Annotated in this window: 11 protein-coding genes and 1 pseudogene; 5 read left to right on the top strand and 7 right to left on the bottom strand. The window is 56.4% G+C overall.

Annotation, left to right across the window (positions count from 1 at the left end):
* The first annotated feature begins 194 nt into the window (after nucleotides 1–194).
* A complete protein-coding gene (gene hrpA, locus L3068_RS11325; RefSeq protein WP_023330363.1) occupies nucleotides 195–4,097 on the top strand; it encodes an ATP-dependent RNA helicase HrpA in 3,903 nt (1,300 codons plus the stop codon).
* A gap of 70 nt (nucleotides 4,098–4,167) precedes the next feature.
* Here hrpA and L3068_RS11330 read toward each other — a convergent pair whose 3' ends face one another.
* From L3068_RS11330 to L3068_RS11345, 4 genes are all read right to left on the bottom strand, one after another.
* Nucleotides 4,168–4,827, bottom strand: a complete 660-nt coding sequence (locus L3068_RS11330) for an O-methyltransferase (protein ID WP_117582015.1) — start codon at nucleotides 4,825–4,827, stop codon at nucleotides 4,168–4,170.
* 102 nt (nucleotides 4,828–4,929) lie between these two features.
* Entirely contained in the window at nucleotides 4,930–6,309 is a 1,380-nt protein-coding gene (locus L3068_RS11335; protein ID WP_117582013.1) for an efflux transporter outer membrane subunit, read from the bottom strand.
* A complete protein-coding gene (locus tag L3068_RS11340; protein ID WP_023330366.1) occupies nucleotides 6,306–7,388 on the bottom strand; it encodes an HlyD family secretion protein in 1,083 nt (360 codons plus the stop codon). The genes L3068_RS11335 and L3068_RS11340 overlap by 4 nt, the downstream gene beginning before the upstream one ends.
* 22 nt (nucleotides 7,389–7,410) lie before the next feature.
* Nucleotides 7,411–9,063: an MFS transporter gene (locus tag L3068_RS11345; protein WP_023337255.1), complete on the bottom strand. Its 1,653-nt coding sequence runs from the start codon at nucleotides 9,061–9,063 to the stop codon at nucleotides 7,411–7,413.
* A 203-nt stretch (nucleotides 9,064–9,266) separates the two neighbouring features.
* Between L3068_RS11345 and L3068_RS11350 the strand changes: the two genes are divergently transcribed.
* Nucleotides 9,267–10,061, top strand: coding sequence for a YdcF family protein (locus tag L3068_RS11350; protein ID WP_117582012.1), 795 nt, complete (start codon nucleotides 9,267–9,269; stop codon nucleotides 10,059–10,061).
* Nucleotides 10,062–10,115: 54 nt separating this feature from the next.
* Here the strand turns inward: L3068_RS11350 and gap are convergent, their stop codons facing one another.
* Nucleotides 10,116–11,117 (bottom strand): type I glyceraldehyde-3-phosphate dehydrogenase, encoded by a 1,002-nt coding sequence (gene gap, locus L3068_RS11355; RefSeq protein WP_023330368.1) that lies wholly within the window; start codon nucleotides 11,115–11,117, stop codon nucleotides 10,116–10,118.
* A gap of 190 nt (nucleotides 11,118–11,307) precedes the next feature.
* Between gap and cybB the strand changes: the two genes are divergently transcribed.
* On the top strand, nucleotides 11,308–11,838 hold the full coding sequence (gene cybB / locus L3068_RS11360) for a cytochrome b561 (RefSeq protein WP_023330369.1): 531 nt from the start codon (nucleotides 11,308–11,310) through the stop codon (nucleotides 11,836–11,838).
* A 90-nt stretch (nucleotides 11,839–11,928) separates the two neighbouring features.
* Here cybB and L3068_RS11365 read toward each other — a convergent pair whose 3' ends face one another.
* Both L3068_RS11365 and L3068_RS11370 read right to left on the bottom strand, forming a co-directional pair.
* Complete coding sequence (locus tag L3068_RS11365) at nucleotides 11,929–12,996, bottom strand: oxidoreductase (protein WP_047344204.1); 1,068 nt, start codon at nucleotides 12,994–12,996, stop codon at nucleotides 11,929–11,931.
* A gap of 13 nt (nucleotides 12,997–13,009) precedes the next feature.
* Nucleotides 13,010–13,753: a DeoR/GlpR family DNA-binding transcription regulator gene (locus L3068_RS11370; RefSeq protein ID WP_023338309.1), complete on the bottom strand. Its 744-nt coding sequence runs from the start codon at nucleotides 13,751–13,753 to the stop codon at nucleotides 13,010–13,012.
* Nucleotides 13,754–14,490: 737 nt separating this feature from the next.
* Here L3068_RS11370 and L3068_RS11375 point away from each other — a divergent pair.
* Nucleotides 14,491–15,828: a TolC family outer membrane protein gene (locus L3068_RS11375; RefSeq protein ID WP_023337257.1), complete on the top strand. Its 1,338-nt coding sequence runs from the start codon at nucleotides 14,491–14,493 to the stop codon at nucleotides 15,826–15,828.
* 121 nt (nucleotides 15,829–15,949) lie between these two features.
* Nucleotides 15,950–16,294, top strand: a pseudogene (locus tag L3068_RS25420) (BapA/Bap/LapF family prefix-like domain-containing protein); the annotation flags it as partial.
* Nucleotides 16,295–16,306 lie beyond the last annotated feature (12 nt).

Here is a 16,306-nt window from a genome sequence, read left to right on the forward strand (position 1 = left end):
GTTTTTGCATTTGATTGAAGGGGGTTGCCCCGTTGCTTGTTGACACTCTATTCACAATCCTGCCACAGAGATAGCGCAATATATCGAAGCCTATGTTCGAATTTTTTGAATAAGGCGCAGAAAGCGTCAATGTGATACTCTATAGCAATCATTAAAAAGAGATTTTACCCGGCAGAGCACTGCCCATTAACGCTATGACAGAACACCAAAAAATCACCTTCCCGATGCTCCTGCAAAGGCTTGATGCCCTGATGCTGCGCGATAAACAGCGGTTTGCGCGTCGTCTGCACGGCGTGAAGAAGGTTAAAAATCCTGATGCACAACAGGCCATTTATCAGGAGATGGCGAAAGAGATTGAACAGGCGGCAGGGAAAGTTGTGCTGCGCGAAGCCGCACGTCCGGCGATTACCTACCCGGAAAACCTGCCCGTCAGCCAGAAAAAACAGGACATTCTGGAAGCCGTGCGCGACCACCAGGTAGTGATTGTCGCAGGGGAAACCGGCTCGGGGAAAACCACCCAGTTGCCGAAAATCTGCATGGAGCTGGGGCGCGGGGTGAAAGGTCTGATTGGCCACACCCAGCCGCGTCGTCTGGCGGCGCGTACCGTGGCGAACCGTATTGCCGAAGAGCTGCAAACCGAGCCGGGTGGCTGCATCGGTTACAAGGTGCGATTCAGCGACCACGTCAGCGATAACACCATGGTCAAGCTGATGACTGACGGTATCCTGCTGGCGGAAATCCAGCAGGATCGCCTGCTGATGCAGTACGACACCATCATCATCGACGAAGCGCACGAGCGCAGCCTGAACATTGACTTCCTGCTCGGTTACCTGAAAGAACTGCTGCCGCGTCGTCCGGATCTGAAAATCATCATCACCTCCGCGACCATCGATCCGGAGCGCTTCTCGAAGCATTTCAACAATGCGCCGATAATTGAAGTGTCGGGACGCACGTATCCGGTGGAAGTGCGCTATCGTCCGATTGTCGAAGAGGCGGATGATACCGAGCGCGACCAGCTCCAGGCCATCTTCGACGCTGTCGACGAACTGGGCAACGAAAGCGCGGGCGACATTCTGATCTTTATGAGCGGCGAGCGCGAAATTCGCGATACCGCCGATGCGCTCAGCAAGCGCGATCTGCGTCATACGGAGATCCTGCCGCTGTACGCGCGCCTGTCGAACAGCGAGCAGAACCGCGTGTTCCAGCCGCACGGCGGACGCCGCATTGTGCTGGCGACCAACGTGGCGGAAACCTCGCTGACCGTACCGGGGATCAAATACGTGATCGACCCGGGCACGGCGCGTATCAGCCGCTACAGCTACCGCACCAAGGTGCAACGCCTGCCAATAGAGCCGGTTTCTCAGGCGTCGGCCAACCAGCGTAAAGGCCGCTGCGGTCGTGTGTCGGAAGGGATCTGTATTCGTCTCTATTCCGAAGACGATTTCCTGTCGCGCCCGGAGTTTACCGACCCGGAAATTCTGCGTACCAACCTGGCGTCCGTTATCCTGCAGATGACCGCCCTGGGGCTGGGCGACATCGCGGCGTTCCCGTTCGTGGAAGCGCCGGACAAACGCAACATTCAGGACGGTGTCCGTCTGCTGGAAGAGTTGGGGGCCATTACCACCGACGAGCAGGCGACGGTCTATAAACTGACGCCGTTGGGTCGTCAGCTTAGCCAGTTGCCGGTCGACCCGCGTCTGGCGCGCATGGTGCTGGAAGCCCAGAAGCACGGCTGCGTGCGCGAGGCGATGATTATTACCTCTGCGCTCTCCATTCAGGATCCGCGCGAGCGTCCGATGGATAAACAGCAGGCGTCAGATGAAAAACACCGTCGCTTCCACGACAAAGAGTCCGATTTCCTCGCCTTCGTGAACCTGTGGAACTATCTCGGCGAGCAGCAGAAAGCGCTCTCCTCGAACCAGTTCCGCCGCCAGTGCCGCGTGGATTTCCTCAACTACCTGCGCGTGCGCGAGTGGCAGGATATCTACACCCAGCTGCGCCAGGTGGTGAAAGAGCTGGGCATTCCGGTGAACAGTGAGCCGGCGGAGTACCGTGAAATTCATATCGCGCTGCTGACCGGCCTGCTGTCCCACATTGGGATGAAGGACGCAGAGAAGCAGGAGTATACCGGCGCGCGCAATGCCCGTTTCTCCATCTTCCCCGGTTCCGGCTTATTCAAGAAGCCGCCGAAGTGGACCATGGTGGCCGAGCTGGTGGAAACCAGCCGCCTGTGGGGACGCATTGCCGCGCGGATCGACCCGGAATGGGTTGAGCCAGTCGCGCAGCATCTGCTGAAACGCTCATACAGTGAACCACACTGGGAGCGTGCGCAGGGGGCAGTGATGGCGACCGAGAAGGTGACCGTTTATGGCCTGCCGGTGGTGGCCGCGCGTAAGGTCAACTACAGCCAGATTGACCCGGCGCTCAGCCGCGAGCTGTTTATCCGCCACGCGCTGGTGGAGGGCGACTGGCAGACGCGCCATGCGTTCTTCCGCGAAAACCTGAAGCTGCGTGCCGAGGTGGAAGAGCTTGAGCATAAATCCCGCCGTCGCGACATCCTGGTAGACGACGAGGCGCTGTTCGAATTTTACGATCAGCGCATCAGTCACGATGTGATTTCCGCCCGCCACTTTGACAGCTGGTGGAAGAAGGCCAGTAAAGAGACGCCGGACCTGCTCAATTTTGAAAAGAGCATGTTGATTAAAGAGGGGGCGGAGTCGGTCAGCAAGCTCGACTACCCGAACTTCTGGCATCAGGGCAATCTCAAGCTGCGTCTGACCTATCAGTTTGAACCGGGGGCCGATGCGGACGGCGTGACCGTCCACATTCCGCTGCCGCTGTTAAACCAGGTCGACGAGAGCGGGTTTGAATGGCAGATCCCCGGCCTGCGCCGCGAGCTGGTCATTGCGCTGATTAAATCGCTGCCGAAACCGGTGCGGCGTAATTTTGTGCCTGCGCCGAACTACGCGGAAGCGTTTTTGGGCCGCGTCACGCCGCTGGAGCTGCCGCTGCTGGACGCGCTGGAGCGAGAATTCCGCCGCATGACAGGCACCACCATTGACCGCGAAGACTGGAACTGGGAACAGGTACCCGATCACCTGAAAATCAGCTTCCGCGTGGTGGATGATAAAAACAAAAAGCTGCTGGAAGGGCGTTCCCTGAGCGAGCTAAAAGAGGCGCTGAAAGGGAAAGTCCAGGAGACGCTCTCTGCGGTGGCGGACGACGGTATCGAGCAGAGCGGACTGCATATCTGGAGTTTTGGTCAGCTTCCGGAAAGCTACGAGCAAAAACGCGGTAACTATAAGGTGAAAGCCTGGCCAGCGCTGGTGGACGAGCGCGACAGCGTGGCGATCAAGCTGTTTGATAACCCGCAGGAACAGCAGCAGATGATGTGGCGCGGGCTGCGTCGCCTGCTGCTGCTGAACATTCCGTCGCCGATTAAATATCTGCACGAGAAGTTGCCGAACAAGGCCAAGCTGGGTCTGTACTTTAACCCGTACGGCAAAGTGCTGGATCTAATTGACGACTGCATATCCTGCGGCGTGGACAAACTGATCCACGAGGCGGGCGGTCCGGTCTGGACGGAAGAGGGCTTTGCTCAGCTTCATGAAAAGGTCCGCGCGGAGCTTAACGACACCGTGGTGGAGATTGCCAAACAGGTCGAGCAGATCCTCACCGCCGTGTTCAACATCAACAAGCGCCTGAAGGGGCGCGTGGATATGACCATGGCGCTGGGGCTGTCGGACGTGAAGGCGCAGATGGCGGGGCTGGTGTATCGTGGGTTTGTCACCGGCAACGGCTTCAACCGTCTCGGCGATACGCTGCGCTATCTGCAGGCCATTGAAAAACGTCTGGAGAAAATGGCCATCGACCCGCACCGCGATCGCGCGCAGATGTTGAAAGTGGAAAGCGTGCAGCAGGCGTGGCAGCAGTGGCTAAACAAGCTGCCGCCGGCGCGCCGCGACGATGAAGACGTGCAGGCGATCCGCTGGATGATCGAGGAGCTACGCGTCAGCTTCTTTGCCCAGCAGCTCGGTACGCCGTATCCGATTTCGGATAAGCGTATCCTGCAGGCGATGGAGCAGATCTCTGGCTAAAAGCCTTGCCCGATTTTCTCCCTCTCCCTGTGGGAGAGGGTCGGGGTGAGGGCATCAGCCCGCACAATTTTCACCCGTTCACAATCGCCAGCGTAAACCCATCCCATCCCTTAACCCCCACCGTTTGCAGCGCGGTGGCGGTTAAGCGCGGGTTATCTCCAGTCATCTCGATAAAACGCCGCACGCCCTGCACGCGCGCGTCGTCGCTTTGCCCGTTAACGACTTCACCCTCGCGCACCACGTTATCGCCGATAATTACCGTACCGGGACGGGAATAGTGCAACGCCCACTCCAGATAGCCGGGATTGTTCGGCTTATCGGCATCAATAAAGATCAGGTCGAACGGCGGGACGTCACCAAAATTTTCGAGCGAGCTCAGCGCCGGGCCTTCAACCAGTTCAATGCGATCGTTCAGCCCCGCGAGGTGAATATTCTGACGCGCAACGTCGGCATGACTCGGGTCGGCCTCCAGCGTGATCAGCTTTCCGTCCGGCGGCAGGGCGCGCGCCATCCAGATTGAGCTATAGGCACCCAGCGTCCCGATCTCGAGAATGCGTCTTGCCTGCGTCATGCGCACGAACAGCGCCAGCAGCTGCCCCTGATTGGCCGCCACGTCGTGTTCGGGCAGCCCGGCGCGCTTGTTGTTTTCCAGTACCTGACTCAGTACGTCATCGTCAGGGATCAGCAAAGAAATCATGAAATTATCTACTGCAGACCACTGTTGTTGCATAGATTGACTCCTTGGGAAGGATTGCCGGGTGGCGGCTACGCCTTACCCGGCCTACGGGTGCGAAATCCAGGACCGGTAAGCGACGCGCCACCGGGCAGGATTTCAGGCACTGCCCCAGCCGCCGCCCAGCGCCCTGTATAAATCAATCTGCGCCAGCAGCAGATTATTTTTCACCTGCACGACGCTGGTCTGGACCGAGAACAGCGTGCGCTGCGCGTCCAGCACGTCCAGATAGGAAGAATAGCCGTTGCGATAGCGATTCTGCGCAATGCGCAGCGTCTCCTGCGCCACAGCCTGCTGGGCGAGTAGCTCCGTCAGCTGTTCCTGATAGCGCGTAATGGCATCAAGGCTGTTGTTCACTTCCGCAAACGTGTTACGCACGGTTTTTTCATAGGCGTACAGCGCCTGGTTACGCTGAGACTGGGAAATATCCACCTGCGCATTCAGCGCCTGGCGGTTCAGCAGCGGGGCAAGAATACTGCCCCCGGCGCTCCAGAGCTGAAGCGGATTGTCCAGCAGACCAGAAAGGGTGCGATCCTGAATCGATCCGGTGGCGGTCAGGTTGATCGATGGCAGCAGGCTGGCGCGCGACGCGGCAAGGGAGGAATCCGCCGCCACCAGCTGGCGTTCAGCCTGAACGATATCCGGGCGACGGTTCAGAAGCGTGGAAGGCAGCTGCGACGGCAGCGCCAGCGGCGTCAGCGCCGCAAAGCTTTCGCTGCGCGCTACCGCGCCGGGATTGCTTCCCAGCAGCAGGCTAAGCGCATTTTCCTGTTGCGCAATCTGATGCTGTAACACGGGCACCTGCGCCCGCGTTGAACGTAATTCGGAGTCAGACTGCATCAGCTCCAGGCGCGAACTGTAGCCGGTTTCAAACTGACGTTTCGCGAGGTTAAACGCCTCTTCGCGGGACTTCAGCGTGGCTTCAGTCACGCGCAGCTGTTCGTCAAGTGAGAGCAGGGTGACGTACCCGGAAGCCACGGACGAGGCGACAGTCAAATCCGCGGCGGCAGCGGCGGCTTTTTGCGCCTCCAGCGACGCCTGAGCGGCATTCGCCGTGCTGCGGTTGACGCCCCAGATATCAACGTCGTAGCTCGCCGTCAGGCTGCCTCTGTACACCGTACCGTAGACGGGCAACCCGGTCGCAGCGGATTGCGAACGGGCGCGCGTCCCCGTGACGCCCGCGTCAAGCGAGGGAAACAGGCTGCCGTCGGCCGCAAAGACCCGCGCCTGATACTCGTTTATCCGTTCGCGGGCGATCAACACGTCACTGTTATTCTTAAGCGCCTGGTCCACATAGCGGTTCAGGTGGTTGTCATGAAAGTTACGCCACCAGAGCTGTTCCGTCGGGCTGGCTGGCCCCGAGGTGGCCCGCCATTGCGCAGGAATGTGCAGCGTGGGCTGCGCCGGTTTGACGTCGACGGACTGGCATCCGGCCAGCATCACCGCCACGACCAGTCCGGCTATCGGACGCAGGATCATGGTTTCGCCTCCCGCGTATCAATTGTTACCTGTACCGACATGCCCGGACGCAGCAGGGCGGATTCCTCTGGCTTACCGAGTACCTCAATGCGCACCGGAATTCGCTGGGCAATTTTGACAAAGTTCCCGGTCGCGTTATCCGGCGTGATCGCGCTGAATTCCACGCCGGTTGCGGGAGAGATGCTCTCCACGCGGCCCTGATACGCTTTGTCGTTCAGGGCATCGACGGTGAATTTCACCGGCTGACCGACGCGCAGCTCCGCGAGCTGGGTCTCTTTGATATTGGCAATAACCCAGTGCTGGGGGGGCACAAGGGTGGTGAGATGGGTCCCGGCGGTCACATACGCCCCGAGACGCACGGCAATCTGCCCCAGCTGGCCATCACGCGGGGCCACAATGCGGGTGTTTTGCAGATCGATCTGCGCCAGCTCCAGCGCCGCTTTGGCGTTCTCAACGTCCGCCTCCAGCGCCCCGCGATTGACAATCACCGTCTGCAGATCCTGCCGCGACATCTCAAGCGTTGCTTTCGCCTGGTCGATATCGGCGCTGCCCTGAGCCGCGCTTGCCAGGGCGGCATCGCGTTCGCGAACGGAAAGTGACCCATCCGCCGTCAGATCCTTCACGCGCTTCAAATCCGCCTGGGTTTTCAGGCTCTGGGCGCGGGCATTTTTCAGCGCGGCTTCATTTTTGGCAATCGTCGCTTCGGCGCTTTTACGCTGCTGCAGGTTATTATTCAGGGCGGCAATTTTCATCGCCAGCTGCGCCTCGGCCTGATGCACCCGCTGACGGTAGATGCGGTCATCAATCTGCAGCAGCAGATCGCCTTTTTTGACCTGCACAAAGTCCTGAACCTTCACCTCTGTGATATAGCCATTCACCTGCGGGCTGATAAACGTCGTTTGTCCCCGCACGTAGGCGTTGTCGGTAAACTGCACGTGTCGGGTAAAGGGCGGTAACTGCCAGGCGTAAAGGATCACCAGCACGCCGACAAGACCGATGGCAGCGGCGGTGAAAACGGAAACAATGCGCACATTTTTGCGGGTGTTGGCCTGCTCTTTGGCGGCATCCTGCTGACTCATAAATTCTCCAGAACTCTTTCAATTACTTGTTGCCGGTGGCGTTCTTCAGCGCCATACGGGCAGTGATGCGCAGACGCAGCAAGCGCCATAAAATCCAGACCAGCGTGGCGGCAGCGATACTTGCCGTCAGAAGATAAGTATCGTTGTAAGCCAGAATATTTGCCTCAAGGGCGGTGACGCTTTGTAGTTGGGTAATTGCCTGAGTCCCCAACAGCGAACTGTCACCGATCAGGCTTTTATACATCTGGGTATAAAGCTGAATGCGCTCGTTGACCAGCGGGTTGAGCGTGGTGAGCTGGTCTGCCAGCAGGCTGGAGTGGTACTTCTCACGCCAGGTCTGGAAAGTACCGAGGATCGCCGACCCGAGCAGACCGCCGAGGTTCTGGCTCATGCCAAACATGACCGAGAAGCTGACCAGATTACGCGGGTCGGCGATCACTCCGCCAATGGCGGCCAGCATGGCCGGGGCGAGGAAGAAGGCGCTGCCGAAGCCCAGCAGAAACTGGCTGACCATCAGCTGGTCCGGGCGGGTCAGGTTATTGGACTGGCTGTCCAGCAGCGAGGCAATGATCATCAGCGCCAGGGAGGTGATAATCGGCCACGCCAGTTTTGTGGGCTTGATGGTGAGACAGCTGGTGACGATCCCGCAGACGATCCCGGCGAAAATGGACCACGCCAGATGGGTCATCTGCTCATTCTGTAATCCCACATACTGTAACCAGCCAATCACCCCGGTATTTTGCTCCGCCAGCACGATGCGGATCAGCAGCATAATCAGTCCCAGACGGACGATGCTGCCGCTCGACAGCCAGCGGGTATTCAGCAGTGGGTTAGTGCGGTTATGTTCAAAGACGATGGCGGACACAATCAGCACCAGCGATAACGCCAGCGACCAGCCGATCCACGGCGCTTCAAACCACCAGTCCAGACGTCCGAGCGACAGCACCGCGCACAGCAAGGCCATGCCCGGCGCCAGCAGAAAAAAGGTGACAAAGTCTTTCTTCTCAAAGACCTTGCGTCGGTCGCCCGGCGGCAGCTTCAGCGCGATCACGCAGGCCAGGGAGATCAGCGCCAGCCCCAGTTCAAAGAAATACAATCCGCGCCACTCGTCCAGTTGGAGCAGTTCAGTCGAAAACAGCCGCGCCAGCGGAATGGCGAGTGACGAGCCGGTAATGCCGATGGTCAGCGCCTTCAGGCGATGTTTCGCCGGCCAGGCCTGGATCTGGTAGTAAATCCCCAGCGAGCTGAGCGCGGCGGCCACCATCCCGTGCGCGGCGCGCACCATCAGCGCTGAGCTGAGATCGTTAACAAACAGATGGAAAAAGGTGACCAGCACATACAGCACCAGAAACCCTTCGGTGAAGGCGCGCAGACCGTACTGCTGGCGGAATTTGACCAGCAGCAGGTTGATGGAGATGTTGGTCATCACATATACCGCGGGCAGCCAGGCGATTTCCGTTGACCAGGCGCCGAAGGTGCCCTGCAGGTTTTGCAGATTGGCGGTCACCACCGCATTACCCAGCGCCCCCGTCAGGCACACCAGCAGGCCCACGACGCCGTAGGCAATCCGTTTGGGCGTGCTGTGTTCAGGTGTGGAAGGCGACCCCAGCAGAGCGGGTTTCTCATGTGGCTGCCACTCGCGAGGAGCATAAGGATCGCGTTCGGGCAGGCGCATAACGTTGTTTACCTTAGAAATAATGGAAAAATGTGTCGACTGGCGATTCTACGTCTGCCGCAAATGATAATTCAAGTGAATATGATTTACGCATGTTAATCAAATGTTGAGAGGGCTTTTAAGGAAAAAGAGCGGCACAGCACCCCCGTTGTGTTGATAAGTCGAAGTCGCTACCCTGAGGTAACACTGAGGAGGAGTTCACCATGGTTCAGCCCCATTTCCCCGTCCTGCCGGACGCTACGCTTACGGCCATCAATACTGTCGGTGAATGGCTGGCGCAGGACGATCTCCGCGGCACGTCTCAAACCCCGGATGTTGATGGGGTGATTCTGGCAGGAAACGCGGTGATCCCGACCATTGAAGCCGCCTGCCGAATTGCCGCAGAAAAGCAGGTTCCGCTGCTGATTAGCGGCGGTATCGGCCACTCGACAACGTTTTTGTATGATGCGATCCGTCACCACCCCCGTTATCACCCACTGCCGGTGTCCGGGCGGGCGGAAGCAAGCATTCTTGCCGACATTGCGCGGGAGTTCTGGCAGATCCCCGAGTCGCGCCTGTGGGTTGAAGATCGCTCCACTAACTGCGGAGAAAACGCCCGATTTAGCTGGAACATGCTGAAACAGCACCAGCGAACAAGCGGACGAATGCTGGTGGTGCAGGATCCGACGATGCAGCGCCGTACGATGGCGACATTCGCCCGCGTTTGCCGCGATGAGCCCGTTTCTCCGCAGTGGATTAGCCACCCGGGAATGACGCCAATACTGCAAAACGGCAAAAACGGCGTGGTATTTAGCGAGGGTAACGCAGGGCTGTGGGCCGTTGAGCGTTACCTTTCGCTGGTGATGGGGGAACTGCCGCGTCTGCATGACGATGAGAACGGCTATGGCCCGGCCGGGCGGGATTTTATCGCGCACGTCGAATTCCCTGAGGCTGTCACCGAAGCCTGGAAACAGCTTCAGCAGGATCCGGTCCTGAAGGTGGCGCGTAAAATCATCTGAGCACGGGGCAATCCCCTCGCCCCTTTGGGGAGAGGGTCAGGGTGAGGGGGAATTTCACAGCGCGGCGAACTTATCCAGCGTACGCACCAGCTGCGTCACGAAACCATACTCGTTGTCATACCACGCGACGGCCTTCACCAGTTGCAGGTCTCCCGCTTCCGACACCTCCGTCTGTGTGGCGTCGAATACCGAACCGTAGTGCGAACCAATCACGTCTGACGACACAATTTCATCATCGGTATACCCGAACGATTTATTCCCCTGTGTCGCCTTTTTCAGCGCAGCGTTGATCTCCTCAACGGTAACTTTCTTGCCAAGAATGGCGACCAGCTCGGTGACGGAGCCGGTTTTTACCGGCACGCGCTGCGCGTGGCCTTTCAGCTTGCCGCTGAGCGCAGGGATCACCAGGCCGATGGCTTTTGCCGCACCGGTCGTGTGCGGAATAATGTTCTCAGCTGCTGCCCGCGAGGCGCGTAGATCTTTCCCGCGCGGTCCATCCACCAGCGCCTGGGTGCCGGTATAGGCATGGATGGTGGTCATGGTGCCCACTTTTATTTCAAACGCATCGTGCAGGGCTTTTGCCAGCGGGGCCAGGCAGTTGGTGGTGCAGGACGCGACGGAAATAATGGTGTCACTGGCGTTAATCGTGTCGTCATTCACGCTATAGACGATGGTTTTCATGTCACCTGCAGGTGCCGAAATCAGCACTTTTTTCGCACCTGCGTCCAGATGTGCCCGGGATTTCTCTTCAGAGGTGTAGAAGCCGGTGCACTCCACGACAATATCCACTCCCGCCGTTTTCCATGGAATATGCTTTGCCTCTTTCTCCGCGTATACCGCAATGGTCTTACCGTCGACGATCAGCGCATCTTCAGTGAAATCTACGCTCCACGGGAAGCCACCGTAGTTGGAATCATGTCTGAGCAGGTAAGCCAGCACTTTCGGGGAGGTGAGGTCGTTGATGGCGACGACAGTATTACTGTCCTGAGTTTCAAGAAGGCGGCGCAGAACAAGGCGTCCAATGCGTCCGAATCCGTTAATGCCAATTTTACTCATTGTGTTCTCCTGTGAACATGTCGATACGACAGTTTGAACTCATCCAGGCTTAGACCATCACGGACAGGGCGGCAATTGAAGATACTTCATCCGCAGGGAAGTGACTGAAAAGTCATACAGAAAAGTTAATGAATTTTTAAGGAAAGGAGATTATGTTGGCGCGGTGACTGTTTTTTTTTCAGGAAATCCCATGCGTACTAAATATTCAAGCCTGCAGATTGCGATTCACTGGCTGGTGTTTTTGTTAGTTGTCGTCGCCTACTGCGCGATGGAGTTTAGAGGCTTTTTCCCGCGTACCGATCGCCCGGTGATAAACATGATCCACGTCTCCTGCGGGATCTCGGTGCTGGTGCTGATGGTGGCGAGATTGCTCATCCGTCTTAAATATCCCGCACCGCCTATTCAGCCGAAACCCAAAGCGATGATCACCGGTATGTCGCACCTTGGGCATCTCATCGTTTATCTGCTGTTTATTGCGCTGCCGCTGATTGGCATTGTGATGATGTATAACCGCGGAAACGACTGGTTTGCCTTTGGCCTGCTGATGCCGCATGCGGCGGAAGGGAATTTTGATCTGGTGGATATGCTGAAGGAGTGGCACGAGACGCTCGCCAATCTCGGCTATTTCGTGATTGGTCTGCACGCGGCGGCGGCGCTAATGCATCACTATTTCTGGAAAGACAATACGCTGCTGCGCATGATGCCGAAAAAGCGTCAGTAGTCTTTTCGCCCGGCGGCGCTTCGCTTGCACGGGCCTACAAACGGCTCAAACTCGTAGGCCGGGTAAGCGCAGCGCCACCCGGCTTGTTTTTTAACCCAGCAGCGCACGCTCTTCAGCCGTTAACGCCAGCGTCTGCGTCGTCCCGGTCTCTGATGATTTCACCGCCGCTTCCAGCACAGCCATGACCGCTAACGCCTCGACAGGGTGAACGGGATGGGGGATTTCCCCGCGCAGCGCATCACGCACGTGGATGTAATACTGGCGCTGGTCGCCTTTCGGCGTGACAACCGTCTGCGTTGCACCGTCTGCCCCGAAGAACACCATGCTGTCGCTGTCTTCTCCCCAGGTTTCGCTGCCGGGGATCACACCCGCAAGCAGTTGTGCTTCCTGCTGATCGATTCTGGCCTTCACCACGCTGCCTTTATCCCCGTGAACGGTAAAGCGCGCCGTCCCGCCAGCGACCAGCATGCTGGCGTGCAGAATAACCTTGTGCGCCGGGTAATTTAAAACCACATGCGCCCAGTCGTCGATCTCCGCACCCTCGCGCAGCGTCGCGATATTCCCCTGAACCGACTCAGGCAGGCCAAACAGCTGTAGCGTCTGGTCGATCAGGTGCGGCCCCAGGTCAAACCACAGACCGCTACCGGGAACGTTCTGCTCGCGCCAGCGCACGCGGACTTCCGGACGGAAGCGATCAATATGCGACTCCAGGTGCTTGACCTTGCCGAGCGTGCCTTGCGCAATAATCTGTTTAATGCCGAGGAAATCGCTGTCCCAGCGGCGGTTATGAAAAACAGAGAGCAGGAGCTGTTTTTCATCCGCCAGCGCGATCAGGTCGCGGGCTTCCTTCATGTCGAGGGTAAAAGGCTTATCCACGACGACATGTTTCCCGGCGTTCAGGGCTAGCGTAGCCAGCGGGGCGTGAGTGGCGTTAGGCGAGGCAATCACCACCACGTCGATATCAGGATGCTGAATAGCCTCTTCCGGTGTCGCGACCACAAGCACATCCGGAAGATCGCGTTTTACCTTCTCTTCATCACGGGAAGAGACCACCGCCAGCCTAAGCCCGTCCACGGACTGGATCAGCGGAGCATGGAAGGTTTTACCCACAAATCCATACCCGATCAGCGCAATGTTGATTGTTTGAACTTTACTCATGACCTTCTCCACGTTATTGCGCGCATACGGTGACCTGTAATGCGCCAGGGTCCCCAAGCTCAGGCCAGGGACGATCTAAAAAGAGTTGATGAATGTCGGATAACCCTGAAACCAGATACGGTTCACAGCGGTTAACTTTCAGATGGTCGGCCACGATCCAGTGTTCATGGCTTGCGGCGAGCATCGCACGTTTCACCTCAGCATCGGCCTCTTTACCGGCACTCAGACCGAGTTCGGCATGAATGGCGCACGCCCCAAGAATGGCGATATCTGCCCGATAGCGGGAGAGCAACGACAACGTGGCGCTTCCGGCAAACAGGCGCTGTTTCGGGTCCCATTTCCCGCCGAGCAGGATCAGATCAATGTCTTCCCGGTCGCTAAAATGCTGGGCGATGTCCAGCGAAGTGGTGATCACGGTGTGAGGCCCCTGAAGAAAGGTCGCGACGGCCATCACCGTGCTGCCGGCATCCAGAAAGAGGGTGGAACCGGCTGGAACCGCCTGCGCGACCTGTTTCCCCAGGCGTTGCTTGGTTTCAGGCAGCAGCGTGTTGCGGCCCTGACGATTCATGGCGGAAAGATTAAGGGCGATAGCGCCACCGTGGTTCTTCTGGGCCAGCCCCTGATTTTCCAGGTCGGTGAGATCCCGACGGATGGTATCTGCTGAAACCTGCAGCTTTTCTGCCAGCTCAGTAATGCTGGCCTGACCTTGATCGCTCAAAATATCAAGGACATAACGTTGACGTGCGGTCTTGTGCATGGCTGCACTCCTGCAAAATGTCGCAATAATTCGCATAATACAGCATTTTTGCGCAGAGGGAAGCAGGGGAATGGGTAAGCGGTCGGGAGGTGCAGTCATTCCGGTAGGTGATTATTACATTTGTATTAAGCAGATATCATTAAGCCGTTTTGAATGTTAACCACAGTGTTATTGTTTTGTTTTATTTAATGATTTGGGTTATGTAACCATTATACCACCATTGAATGGAATAAAATTCTGTATATAAGATTTATAGTGGCGCTTAATCTCTTACTTTAGTTTTTTAATGGATTTTTATTTTGGTGCGAGGTCGGTAATAACTTAAATTGACACTTCTTTGAAAATCTTTGTGTCTGACGCTCCTGGAAATTAACGCAAAAATGTACAGAGAGTAGATTAGGAATTTTCCTTAAATAACAGAGGGTTTATATGTTTCATTTGAAATGCCCTTTTTATGGTTTTGTCCAGAAACCCCATCTTTTTTCTTATTTGTAACACCACATTAACATTGTGGGTGTAGTGGCTTATACCACATTTTGTTATGCTGCAAATCAGTTTAAGAAATAAGTAAATTCTTAATTGAAATAAGACGACGGACTTTCTCACTTCCAATGGAAATGGGTGTGGGGGAGTTTTACCTGAAATTCAGTGAGGACGCTAAAGAAGATATTTGTCTAATTATCTATACCTCTTTTTGGGTAATTGCCTGAGTTTGGCTCAGAGTCAGGGAGATAAAAATGACGATATTGCGAAAGCCTATGTTACGCCGATTTACAACAGCACTGGCATTAATTTCATTCGCCATAAATACGGCTTATGCCAATAGTCACCAGGCAGGGATTGCCGCAGTGGCAAAGACGACCTTAAAAGAAAGTATTCTTTTTGCTATCGATCGCGATCCCTCAATTAGTCAGCAGGCCGCACAATTAGGTATTGGTCAGGCGCAAATAGATGAAGCGCGTAGCGGCTGGATGCCACAAATCGCGTTGAACGGGAGCACGGGTCATAGCCAGACCACCGATTCCAGCGGATCGCTGAAGAATTCTGCGGCCTGGGGGATTAGCCTGACCCAGCTGCTGTACGATTTCGGGAAAACCAATAACAGCATCAGCCAGTCTTCCGCCCAGCGCGATAGTTACCGCTACCAGCTGATGAGTACGCTCTCTGATGTGGCGGAGAAAACGGCACTCAGCTACGTGGAAGTTAAACGCTATTCCGATCTGCTCCAGGCGGCAAAGGACAACGTTCAGGCGCTTAAAAATGTTGAGCAACTGGCAAAACTGCGTGCGGATGCAGGGGTGAGCTCCACTTCCGATGAACTGCAGACCCGCACGCGTATTGCAGGCATGCAGGCAACGGTCGCGCAGTATAACGCCGCCTTAAACAGCGCCCGCGCAAGGCTTGCGGTCTTAACCGGGATGCAGGCTGACGCTTATTCGCCCGTGCCTGCGAACCTCGCCGTTGAGCCTGATTCGCTTAACCGCATTGATTATTCCTTGATACCCACGGTGTTAGCGGCGCAGAACCGGGAGCGTTCGGCCCAGTACGGCGTGGAAACGGCGAAGTCCCAGCACTGGCCGACCTTAAGCCTGAAGGGGGGGCGTACCCGTTATGAGTCGGACAACCGTTCTTACTGGGACGACCAGATCCAGCTCAATATTGATGCACCGCTTTATCAGGGCGGCGCGGTCTCCGCACGTGTGCGTCAGGCAGAAGGCGCACGGGCTATGGCCTCTTCTATGGTTGATCAGGCGCGCTTCGATGTTCTGCAAAAAGCCTCCGTTGCGCAGGCTGACTGGACCGGTGCACGGGGAAGAATGGAAGCCGGTAAGCTGCAGCTGGAAAATGCACTGCGTGCCCGTGATGTTTATAAAAATGAATACACCCTGAGCAAGCGGAGCATTAATGATTTGCTCAGCGTTGAGCAGGATGTCTGGCAGGCCACGTCGGCAAAAATAATCGCTGAGTATGATGGGTGGAGTTCGGCAATTAATTATGCTTCCGCGGTTGATAATTTAATGTCGCTTATTGGAATAGAGAAAAACGCTGCCGCAAAATTACCCGATTTGAGTTAAAAAAAGACGCGCATAGCTGCGCAAAATAAGACTGAAAATAATGGGTGTTTTTTCCCAGGGATAGCTACATCCATCTGGTGGACATATCCACAGGAATCCGCACACCTGCAAGGAGAAGAATATGAGTAACGTAAAGGTTGTTGATGTCATCATTCGCAAAACGGCAGAAAAAACGAAATTAACCGGAGACGGAAATCTCTCGGTATCCATTTCATCGCCGAGTGTGATTGAAATCCAGGGCTCAGCTCAGGATGTGGTGCGTTATGTCCGCCAGGGTAAAGACCTTCTCATTTATATGAAAGATGGCAGCGTTATTCGCTGTAATAACTATTTTGTCGAAGATCCTGAAACCCATCATCAGTCAGAGCTGGTATTCAACGATCATCAGGAACTGACGCATATTTCTTTTGCCGATGCCGGGGAAGCGTCTGGCGCTGCTGTCACTGAGTTAACCGCCCAGGCCACACCCATTAGCAGC

The organism is Enterobacter cloacae complex sp. ECL414 (genome assembly GCF_021869685.1).
GTDB classification, from domain to species: Bacteria; Pseudomonadota; Gammaproteobacteria; order Enterobacterales; family Enterobacteriaceae; genus Enterobacter; species Enterobacter kobei.